Source organism: Okeania sp. SIO2F4 (genome assembly GCF_010672385.1).
Taxonomy (GTDB): domain Bacteria; phylum Cyanobacteriota; class Cyanobacteriia; order Cyanobacteriales; family Microcoleaceae; genus Trichodesmium.
This window is the reverse complement of the sequence record NZ_JAAHGT010000257.1, coordinates 1-11,012: the sequence shown is the minus strand read 5'-3', so window position 1 is coordinate 11,012 and position 11,012 is coordinate 1. Positions and strand designations below refer to the sequence as shown.

At 34.8% G+C, this 11,012-nt stretch carries 8 protein-coding genes; 4 read left to right on the top strand and 4 right to left on the bottom strand.

Annotated features, from left to right (window positions below; genetic code table 11):
- Positions 1-443 (top strand): ParA family protein (locus F6K22_RS17360; protein WP_293100272.1); only part of this gene is annotated, 443 nt, incomplete at its 5' end.
- Complete coding sequence (locus tag F6K22_RS17355; RefSeq protein ID WP_293100267.1) at positions 440-1,411, top strand: hypothetical protein; 972 nt, start codon at positions 440-442, stop codon at positions 1,409-1,411. The genes F6K22_RS17360 and F6K22_RS17355, both read left to right, overlap by 4 nt.
- 550 nt (positions 1,412-1,961) lie before the next feature.
- Here F6K22_RS17355 and F6K22_RS17350 read toward each other — a convergent pair.
- From F6K22_RS17350 to F6K22_RS17340, 3 genes are all read right to left on the bottom strand, one after another.
- Positions 1,962-2,876, bottom strand: a complete 915-nt coding sequence (locus F6K22_RS17350; RefSeq protein WP_293100265.1) for a PD-(D/E)XK nuclease family protein — start codon at positions 2,874-2,876, stop codon at positions 1,962-1,964.
- Between the two features lie 357 nt (positions 2,877-3,233).
- Positions 3,234-5,228: a P-loop NTPase family protein gene (locus F6K22_RS17345; protein ID WP_293100262.1), complete on the bottom strand. Its 1,995-nt coding sequence runs from the start codon at positions 5,226-5,228 to the stop codon at positions 3,234-3,236.
- Positions 5,229-5,509: 281 nt separating this feature from the next.
- Positions 5,510-6,277: a hypothetical protein gene (locus F6K22_RS17340; protein WP_293100259.1), complete on the bottom strand. Its 768-nt coding sequence runs from the start codon at positions 6,275-6,277 to the stop codon at positions 5,510-5,512.
- A 1,778-nt stretch (positions 6,278-8,055) separates the two neighbouring features.
- Here F6K22_RS17340 and F6K22_RS17335 point away from each other — a divergent pair.
- On the top strand, positions 8,056-8,229 hold the full coding sequence (locus F6K22_RS17335) for a hypothetical protein (RefSeq protein WP_293100256.1): 174 nt from the start codon (positions 8,056-8,058) through the stop codon (positions 8,227-8,229).
- Between the two features lie 17 nt (positions 8,230-8,246).
- A complete protein-coding gene (locus F6K22_RS17330) occupies positions 8,247-8,852 on the top strand; it encodes a Rho termination factor N-terminal domain-containing protein (RefSeq protein WP_293100253.1) in 606 nt (201 codons plus the stop codon).
- 744 nt (positions 8,853-9,596) lie between these two features.
- On the opposite strand, the gene F6K22_RS17325 is transcribed toward F6K22_RS17330, so the two are convergent.
- Entirely contained in the window at positions 9,597-10,874 is a 1,278-nt protein-coding gene (locus F6K22_RS17325; protein ID WP_293100250.1) for a glycosyltransferase, read from the bottom strand.
- Positions 10,875-11,012 lie beyond the last annotated feature (138 nt).

Sequence of the window (11,012 nt, the reverse complement as noted above, 5' to 3'; positions counted from 1 at the left end):
TACCACCTTCACTGAATCTTTATGCTAGGATAGCTATGATTACTACAGACTATCTCATCATACCTTCTGACTTGAAAGCTTTTGCAAATGAGGGATTACCAAATGTTAAAAATTTCGTTGAAGAGATTAATGAATTTAGAGAACAAATGGGTGTTTCAGAAATTAATATACTAGGTGTTTTACCTTCCAAAATTCCTACTAACAGTAGATATATTCAATATACTTTACCTCGTAGAAAAGCAATTATTCAAGAACGTTATAATTTGCCACTCATGGATAGCTGTATTTTTCAAAGAGAAGATTTAGCTAAGTGTCTAGATAGAACTATTTTAATAGATGATATAGAAGTTCCTAATCCTGTATCAATTTTTGACTACAAATCAGACGAACCTTCAGTAGAAGAATTTGAAAATTTAGCAACAGAAATTATTTCAAAAGTATGAGCAATAAAATCAATTTATCTACTTCCTTAGTAGACCTTGATAACATCACAGCCAAGGTTGATATCTCTGAGTTTTCAGGAGATGAAATTGAGAAGATGGCTAACTTAATTCTGACAACAGGAGGTGTGGTTAGACCTATTATTTTGAAAAGAACAGGTATTGAGAGTTGCGAAATAGTCACTGGTAATTTTGAGTATCATGCAACTGTTAAAGCATCAGAAATAGACCCAGAACATTCAGGTATGATTAGAGGGTTTATCATCACAGAAGAACAGGAAGAAAATATCATAAAACAACAGGAAATTTTGAGAGATTTAGATACTCCACTACCTGAATCTCCAGAAGTTCCTATTGATGTTCAAGATAGTCAAGTTGACTTAACGAAAATGTTTAATAATTTGACATTAAATTTGACAAAAGAACTAAATAGTCAACTCGATCAAAAATTGCAACCAATGACAACAAAGTTAAACCAACTAAATCCATCATCTCCTACTAATTCTCAACCTCAAATAAATAATATCGCAGAGGAAAAACTACAGAATATCGAAAGTAAAATTGACCAATTATTACCCAAAAAACTACCAGAAATTGAGGAAATTCTGAATGAGCAATTAAAAACTATACGTCAAAAAATTACTAACCTATCTAAGCAAGAAGCTTTATCTCTATTAGCACAAACTCAAACAGGTTTAAGTAGACAAATAAAAGCTATTGATCGTGAATCTAATCAACTACAAAGAGTCAATTTGTTAACAGTAAAAACAAAAGAAGAAATTCAACAAGCTTTTACAAGAGAAAAAGTCACAACTAAAATGATAAATGCTACATGGGAAGCAATTAAACTTTGGAAGCAGTCTGGAGAAAGCTTAACTTGGGAAAACCTTAAGCAACAAACTAAGAAGGGAATTGGTTTTGGCAAAACAACTTACGAAAAGCTAAGAAAAATAGCAGAGATACCAGAATAGGAAGTAGCGATCGCATCCCCACCCCAAAAATGTTAAATATCCGTAGGTTGGGTTGAGGTAACGAAACCCAACTTCTACCAAATATGTGAAATAATTTCCTGATACTGTATCGTCAAAGTGTTGAACTAGATATCTCCGGAAAAGAGGGAGTAGGGAGTAGGAAGTAGGGAGTAATGGGAAAGAATTAATGATTTATGCGGGATAATTGATTTGATTTTTGATTACCGGAGATGTCTACTGATAAAATCTTACTTTTGACTTTTGAATACATGAGTGTTAACTTCCGTGAAACGGTATAAGTTGGGTTTCACTTCGTTCTACCCAACCTACTTTTTATCATCTCTACTCATACCATTTCTCTGTAACAATGCGCCTAATAATTCTTACCCAAACCTGAATTTTACTGATAGTTTTATATCTTTTATTAAGCGCAACATTAGGTCGAAATGGTATCAGTCCTATAGCTAAGAAAGAATTGGTTAGGACATAGAATGGTGATGAATCTTAGACTAGGAAATGTTTTTCACTCCTGTTCCCTGTTCCCTGTTCCCTATTCCCTGTTCCCTGCTATATCAAAAAAACTCTGACACTTTTCCCTCTGAGGACAAATATCACACAAATACTCTTTCTCCGTCTGTGGAGGTGGGTTAGGTTGAAACTCCTCCCATCTCAACCACTCCCGCATCTCCTCTAACTTACCCGGAACTAAACCCTCCACCACATTCTCCAACTTTTCCCATGAGTAATGATACTCTCCCAACTCAGGCAAAACCCAATAAACAACAGCATCAACAGGCACCTTTTTCTTTTGCTTCAGTAAAAAACTATAGAGAGCAACCTCTATTAACTGAGACGATACTTCCACCGTTTCATAAGTTTGATAATGAACCACACACAAGCGACGAGACTCAAAATCAAAAATTAAATTATTAACTTTTCCCGTTAACTTTTGAGTCTTAGCATCTAATATTTTAAAAGTATAATCTACAGGTATTTCACCCGTAATTAATGTGCGACGAACTACAACACTTTCATGGCAGTAACGCCGATTTTTAACAATGATTTCAGATATATTAAAAATCAGTTGAGTTAATACCTGCCAAACTTGATACAATGCCGTTGCTAAAGTAGCATCTTTTGTAATTATTGTTTGTAAATAAGGAAAGAAAATCAACTCATAAAATAATTGTTGTATTTGATTAGCGATCGCCTCTACCACCAACTCCTCAAATTGCCCTGTAAACAAAACTTGAATTCTAGATTCTTGCCGAATAATATTCATCAACTGATTAGCTAAATCAACAAAAGCATTATCAATTTCCTGGATATAATCCTTTGGCAAAAACAGACGATCGCCTCCAAAACGCTGTTTCAAATAAAACAAACGAGGACAATTAAAAGCAACTTTAACATCATTAATACTAAATGGCGGAGATTGTAATTGAGGTTTATTACTTATTGGCATTGACAGACTATTTTGATTTTTCTGTTTTTTCAAGCAATTAACGTAACTATAGCTTTAAGCATTCAGCTCAAGTCAAAACTATTGGTTGTAAAGGATTTAAGTTTTTAATGTCCTAACACTTAGCAATTCTTATGAATTATCAGTTTGAGCGACTCTAGATTAATTCTAATTAATCATTTAATCATCAATTAAACATTCCTTATTAAAGAAGCGGTCAGGACTCAGTAGGATCATTTTTTTTGACGTTTACAAGGAGATTTTAACCCAAGCGAAAAAAAACTGTTAACATAGTTACGATCCAGGAGACTAGCTATTTGCGGAGCATTCCGTCAGGAAATGCTAAAAGCTGATAGCTAGTTAACCAGGAACAAAACAAACTAATTGTTCATCTAATTTTGATGTAGGAGCGATAATTTTTATTTTCTGTTCTCCCTCAAGCTCTTGAATTATTATATCAATTTTTGATTGTTCTAATTTGACAAATTGATGCAGTGTATTTTCAATTATGCTGTTCCGTTCCATAAAACTTTTTTTTCTAATTAAATTTAAGACAAAATCCTTAATTTCATCTAAATATGGCTCATTTTGCTGTTCTTGAGTATCTACAGGAACAACTACAGACAAATCTTGTAATAAGCTACAGTTATTTAAAATTTGTGAATCACAAATTATCTCTTCTAACTCTTTTAGACCAATAATCTCACCTTCAATCATTAATTCATTAGCGAGGGCTGCATTCACCAAACTATGATATGCAGCCAAAAAATACACCGATTCCAAATTAGGTTTAATATGAATATTTTTTAACCTACCTTTAAAAATTTTTCTATATATTCTATTGCTAAGATTTTTAGCATTTCCAACCTCAGCAGCTCTCAGTAAATATAAAGTTTGACACAATTTTTTATCCACTACTTTCTGACAAGCATTCATAGTATTGTAAAAGCTATTCATATTTGGAGCTTCCGTCCAAACCAAACCAATAATTTGTTCTCGATCTTGTTGTTTATAACTCAAAGAATAGCTAGCGTACTTCCCACTTAATAATTTAGTTTTTACTTCCTGACATTGTAAAGCATTTAATACCTCTTGTAACATCCGAATCAATTCTGGTGCTGCCAAATCAGTAATCTTGGTAATTTTTTTCTGAGTCTTGTTGTACTTATCTTGCCAAATCAACTTAAAAGTTGCCAATTGTGTCTCTGGTATTAAATCTTGACTATTCTGTGTCTGATTCAATAATTTTATTTTGTACTGCTCATATTCCTTACGTCCCAACTCTAATATATTCCGAGGTAGAGTTTTTCCCCTGGGAAACTTCTGTTCTAATATTTCTTTTGATAAAGGAAATATAGCTGATTTAGGCTTTGGTTTTGCCAGGGAATGCAAAGGACTTAAACGAGCAGATAATATAGCTTCACCCTGTTCTAAAGTAATTGGTTTTAAATGGAAATATCCCGCATTGACTCTAGCTTTATCTGCTGGTTGAATCAATGCAGCATTTTGTTTCCAGGTACTCGTAATAATACTAATAATTATCAGAAAATTTTGTGGATAGCGAGTATGAATACTAGAATTAACATTAAATAATGCTTGTAAATCTAAGGTTCCATTTAACAAGCGAGGAATATTATCAAGATTATCAAAACATAAAACAATAGGTTGAGATGCAGCCGAAATAACCCCCAAGTTAGTAATAATTTTTTGGGCAGAATCTTCAGAATCTATACTACTTTTAATGCCCAAAGATTTTAGATCGCCTTCATCCAAATCATCCCCCCGTAACCACTCACAGGCAACAGCGCTATACTTGGGATCTAGTAGATGATAAAGGACACTGAAAAAATCATTAGGATTATAAATCCCAGAAGAGTAAATTGCCTTGAGATTTCTAATGAATACTCTTCTTTCACCAATAATTTTTTGGAGCAAACTACTATTTTGGAAAGCTAATAGACCTTTAAGCCATAGTAACAACTGAGAATCTGTTTTACCCTCCGGAGTTTTCATCAGACAGTCAACAGTTTGGCGCAAAATATGTCGCCAAATATAATCGCTATCAGGCCAAGGATCGATATAGACAAAAAAAGCTTTAGTGTTGAATAATTTTTTAATTCTCCCTAAAAGGTAACTTTTACCAGAACCAGAGTCACCCGTAAGTATCAAAGTACGGGGATGATGTTCCTGAGCAACCTGCTCCAGTACCGTTTCTATATCAGTGATAATATTTTGATGGATAGAATCAACATTCAGGCTAGGATGTTGTTGCTCTTGCCAAAAATTAATGGTATAAAGAGTTACGGGATCGAAAGGATTAAGTTCTCTTTGAATAATCTGATCTATAGATGCCATAGTATAAATTATTAATATTTTTAAGAATGGTTAGAGAATTACGGTAACAGATATAGCGCTATGCGCAAGGCGCGAAGTCAGAAGTTAGAAGTCAAAATTAATCCCTGAGAGACTTTGAGCATTTATAAATCCCCGCTTTTTGTAGTTAAGGAAGACCATAATTTTGTCATACAGGAAAATTAAATGAAAATTAAATAAAGAGCAAGGGTTTTCTCTATTCCCTACTCCCTACTTCCTATTCCCTAATTTAAGGATTTTCCCTATTCCCTATTCCCTATTCCCTACTCCCTAATTATGAAAAACAAACGTCCGCCAATATCTTGAGCGATACCTGCTTCAATTTGTTCTGGTGTGTAGGATCTTACCTCCTGTAGGGAACTTAATTCTATCTGGTCACTTCTTTCTAGACGATATAGTGCTCGATCTAGTTCTGTTCGAGATAAAGGAGGTTGTAGCTTTTCTCGTAGATGAAAAATCGGTAAGTAGTTATCTGTACCTAGCTTGTGGTCTAAATCTCGAATCACAGCTAAAATCTCAGAGTCAGTGGGTTTGTTATCCGACACCCTCGAAGATATCTTTTTTTCCTGCTTAGGGTAGTCAGGATAAATGTTTGTACGCATTAACTCGAGGTAATCACTTAACATTTTCAACGAAATTTCTTTTGCCGTACTCTGGGATGAATATTCTTGGCACAAAAATTGTTTTCCTTTTTCTGTTAGCCATACTTCTTTGATTTTTTGAGCAATAACTTCAATCAAACCTTGGTCTACCAAATCTGTAATCACAGCTTGTCTATAGATAGCAGCTATACCAGTCTCCGCCGGAGCAATAGCACCCCTAGCAGTTGCCTTGAGCAATTTCAATTCTTCGGAGGTCAGTGAACTGGCAGCTTTTTTACTATCTAGGAGTAATTTTCCCTGGGGTGCTATATTAATTTTTGTAACCTCCCTTGTGAATTTTACAAACCCTCGATCGCAAAGTCGGTAACAGATTTCATCCCGTTCAGAAACCTTCATTTCTGGCTCTGGCTGGATTTTACTAATAGACACTTGATAGTTTTTGTAGCCTAATAATTTTAAAAGAAACTTAAGATATTTAATATTCATGTGATCGTCCGTTCCCTACTTGCAAAAATCAGCCAATTAATATTATTATTAATCAAATAGATAAACCTTGACTATTTTGTGTAAAAAAGTTACAAAATAACTTCAGGCAATTTAATTTAAAGGAGTTATGCGATCGCATCCTGACATGGCCAGAAAAAAATCTGCCATCAACCCACTCAGATCAAAACTATTGAGTCTGAATTCTATTCCTAAAGCTTTCTTCCAGGCAATGCCTAATCAAGTTGTAGGATTAGAGCATTAAACCCTGATTTGAATGCAAGTATAAATTTAAGGGATGGGGTAGGCTTGTTGACCATTGATGGCTGTGGAATTGCTGCTGCCGACTAGGGGAGTCGTCGGATTGGCGACGTATCCGGTAGAAGCAGGAAGTATACATTGAAATGTCATAACCAATGACCTTTTATGTCAGTTTGATCGAGCAGCAATAACTTCAACAGAAGCTAGTAAGTGTTTACCTAATTCATAGCAAACAGTCAATTGCTACTAAGATTATAATTTGGTAAGTCTATGATCGTAAAAAATCTGTAAGTGTGAAACTAGCCAGTTTTAAAGGCTGGATAGAAATGACAAGGGCGGGTTTTAACCCGTAGTCAAATGTGTTATAATCAAGGCATAAAGACAAAGTTACCTGTGAATCATGGTGAGAGCATCTTTATCTAATGGAGTTTTCAGTTAACTACCATTTAACTGAAAAGGTGGCTCGGTGTATAATTACCCTCTGTTTCCAAGCAACCGTTAGACAGCAGGTTGTAACTCAGAACAAGTGAATCAAAAAAAAGTATACTTACAAGTAGCCTCAATGGTCTTTTGACTTGAGAGAATAGTGGCAATTGACAACGCCTAGTGAGCTGAGTAGTTTATACGTAGTAATGGCAATTTGGCCGTTTTGCCCGACGGCAGACTTCGTAAACGAGTAATTTGGAAATCGTGGTGTTAAACCGATTTACAGATCCTCTGAAGACTTTACGGGTTAAAACCGTGTGAAGTCTCAAAGCTAACAATAGTAAGTATGCTAAAGTAGACTTATAGAAATACAATCTGGGTAAGAGAAAAAATTAGACTAAAGCATGGTAAAAACCAACAACTTCAAATGTAACGCTGGCGAGCGTACAGATGTATAAGCTTCTAGCCTAAGAATTAATCATAATTTCCCAGATTATGTGACCATAAATCTTTTAGGCAGCACTAGGCAGTTTACTAACTCTCACCCCGTGAGCCTATTTTGTCAAACTGGGATGAAATTAGAATGTTTCCAATACTTGGAATACCCAAAAATATTGAATTTCTCCAAAGTGATAAAAAGGACTAACAAAGTAGCTGTAATTGGGTTCCTACTGCCTATTAAGAGTTCTGAACAATACCTTTATTTGATTTTAGGAACCAAGGAAAGTTGTAAGCGAATGGTTTCATCAAAGCCAAAAGATCGATAAGAAGAGTTACCAGCACAACCAGTAAGTTTGGAGTTAATTCCCATATCCAAAATTACTGTGCCAGAGTCTCAGGAGGGAGATATTTCTCCTGAAAGACATGAAGCTCTATTTAAGAGCCTTGCAGATCGAGGTAGTAACTTGATTCCACTACTTGTCAGATTAAAGGAGAACTAGGACTCTCAACAGCAGTACGAAATTTTTCGTGGTGCTGATTGGTTTCAAGTTGCAAAATAAATTGAAATCAAGGAACTATGGGCCTGGATTTATGAGATGACGGATGAACAAGTAGAAATAGCTAGAGCAGAGATGAAACAGTTAACTCAACCACCTATTCCTGAAACACTAAGCTTCGATCATCTACTGCAACAACTTAAGGTATCATTTGATCAAAAGGTAGATTCTCTCAGCCAAAAAAATCGATCAATAAAAATGAGGAGGTTCTAAAAAAACAAGTAAAATCTTTGCAAGAGGAAAGCATTGACATCGATCAAATTGAGCAGCTCAAAAATTTGATTACAAGCCTAGAAAATTCAGTTAACAATAAGGTAGAAACATTGGTAAGAAAAATCGCAAATTCAACAACTAACAAGACAACATCTAGTTTTTTATCAGGAGTGAATGTGGGACTACTATTAGAACAGCTTGACGATCTCGATAAACAAATAGAGAAAAAACTGGCAGGAATGGTCAAAACAATGCAAGATATTGAAGATGACCTCAAAACTCAAGTATCAGCAGTTCGACGTCAATTACAGGCTCTTTCAGAACTTGATTCTCCAACTGAAGTAGAAGCTAAAACTAATACACCAAGCAAGACAACAACTAAGAGCAAGCCAAGTTCTACAACGTCTAGGTCTAAGGCAACGACCACAAAAACAACTACGACTAGAAAGACTAAAGCTAACTCAGCACCTCAAGTAGAATCAGAGGTTCCCATTGATGACTACGATACCAAATCACTCAGACAACTTAAGAAAATTGCTCAAGAGCGGAAATTGCGTGGTTATGCGCGGATGAAACGTCCTGAAATTCTCAAGGCACTTCGAGAAGCTGATGCTGCTAGTTAGGGTTAAGTGCTGTTTGCAGAAGCGTTGCAAAGCAAAGTCAAATGATTGGACAAACCTAGACAAGTATTAACAAAAACCGATCGTTGGCTAAATTTGTTTAAAGCTCAAACCAAGCTAACAGAAAAAAATAGTAGGTAAAGTTCCCAGCAATTTTAAGCCTGGGTCAAGTATATAGGAAATTAGTCTCCCAAACTCAAATATCATTTTGGGTAAATTTGGATAAGTTCAATAGAACGGTAATTACCTATCTAATAAGTCAAGAGTTACTTACTCATCACAAATCGGGTAATTAACTTTTGACTTTGAACTGTAGAAAGTTCGAGTATAAATATACTTGATCTAGACCAGGTTTTAAGACCGTTTTGCCAAGCTTAACATCTTGGCGATCGCAGACGTAAAAATTTTTTAAGGTCTGGTCAAAGTTTTGGTTGGCAACAAAAATTGACAGCAGAACAAAATAATTTTTTGATACTCTTATTGCTCTTAACTATCTGGATTATAATTTTTTTGTGTTAAGGAATGATAATTTTATGATCTCCAAATGTCTGAATAATTAGCGATCAAATAATCTATTTTATTGCTTGAATAGCAAATATTGCTATGATCTCTACTCTGGTTTTAGTTAATAAAAATTGGCCTGTATTATTGCCAAGCCAATGTCAAGTAATCATTATTTTTTAGGTCGATTTATATTGATAGAGTAAAGTGGCGATCGCTCAAAATTTATACTTACTTATTGTCAACTCAAGTAGCTGGGTTTCTAACTTTATCGGCATAGTCTTGAGGACGAATTTTCCTAAAGCTTTGCAAAGCTAACTGTCGTAAATTTAGGGGTAGATAAGATAGTATTAAGCCAAATCTGGTCTTTAATGAAGTTCCTAATATTTGGCTTGACTCTTGCAATAATTCTCTACCTTTGTTACTATCACCTTTCTCAATTAATCTAATCCCTAATATTTGTTTTGTATTTGCTAATTTAACTGAACGTAATTTTTCCAATTCTCGATCCTCAAACTGATAGGTATTCATACAAAAAATCTTAGCTGACAAAAAATGAATATCTTGTTTTAAGCTAGTTTGACGATTATGAAAACGATATTCCATGAGATATTCTGGAATAAAATATCCTATCTTACCTGCTACAGCTAACCTAACTAGCAAATCAAAATCTTCACACCCATCTGCTTCTGGACGCATATAATCAACTTCTTGTAAACAGGAGCGACGAAACAAAGTTGAACCTACCTGTAAACTTTGGTATTGAAAGGTTTCTTGAACCAAGTTAGGAATAATTCCTTCCTTTAATTTATCTTTTCCCCACTTAGCTGCATTCTCTTGAGTGGCAGTTTCTTCTCGTTCGCTTTTTTCATTAATAACCCAATGACTTGTACAGACAAAATTTACATTTGGCATCTTATCTAATACTGCCACAGTTTTTTCTAAAAATTCAGGAGTGAGTGCATCATCATCATCAAATTTGATAAAATAATCTCCTGTAGCAGCATCAAAACCAGAACGCATATTTTTACTGCGTCCGATATTTTGAGGATGTTGAATATAACGAATTCTGGAGTCATTCCATTTACTTACTACTTCTGCAGTATTATCTTTTGAACCATCATCAGTTATAATTAATTCAAAGTCATTGTAAGTCTGATTTAAAACAGCGGTTTTAGGTTGACTTTCCACAGAATATTGTCCAGTTTTACGAATTGCTGGCAACACTTCGGAAGTAATCCATTTTTTGAAAACCTTAGCTTGTTTCTTGCGAGATTTGAGAACTAAAGAATACATTCCGGATTCTGAAACTATTGACATTACTTGATTTCCACCAGGGGTATCCACTAATACCGACCCCCTTTCATCATCGTCTAATCGGCTAACAGCATCTATATGATTATTGATTCCCAAGACGTTGCACAAATCTTTGGCCACAAAACAAGGCTCATTGTCAATGAGAACAATACGGACTTCTGACTCTTGGAAGTTGAAAACTGAGAGTTGAGTATTGTTATTTTTCATAGTATAATGATGTTTAGGTGGCCAAATCTACCGATAACTTTGGCGAGTTAGTAGATTTGGCCTTTGTCATCTCTAGCGAAGGTATTGGAAACAATTCGCTAGTTTTTTTTATAATAACATATTTATTCATTTTCGAAC

Coding starts and splice junctions, on each gene's coding strand:
- F6K22_RS17345 (WP_293100262.1), bottom strand. CDS start 5,228: ATGGCATCTATAGATCAGATTATTCAAAGAGAACTTAATCCTTTCGAT.
- F6K22_RS17355 (WP_293100267.1), top strand. CDS start 440: ATGAGCAATAAAATCAATTTATCTACTTCCTTAGTAGACCTTGATAAC.
- F6K22_RS17350 (WP_293100265.1), bottom strand. CDS start 2,876: ATGCCAATAAGTAATAAACCTCAATTACAATCTCCGCCATTTAGTATT.
- F6K22_RS17335 (WP_293100256.1), top strand. CDS start 8,056: ATGACGGATGAACAAGTAGAAATAGCTAGAGCAGAGATGAAACAGTTA.
- F6K22_RS17325 (WP_293100250.1), bottom strand. CDS start 10,874: ATGAAAAATAACAATACTCAACTCTCAGTTTTCAACTTCCAAGAGTCA.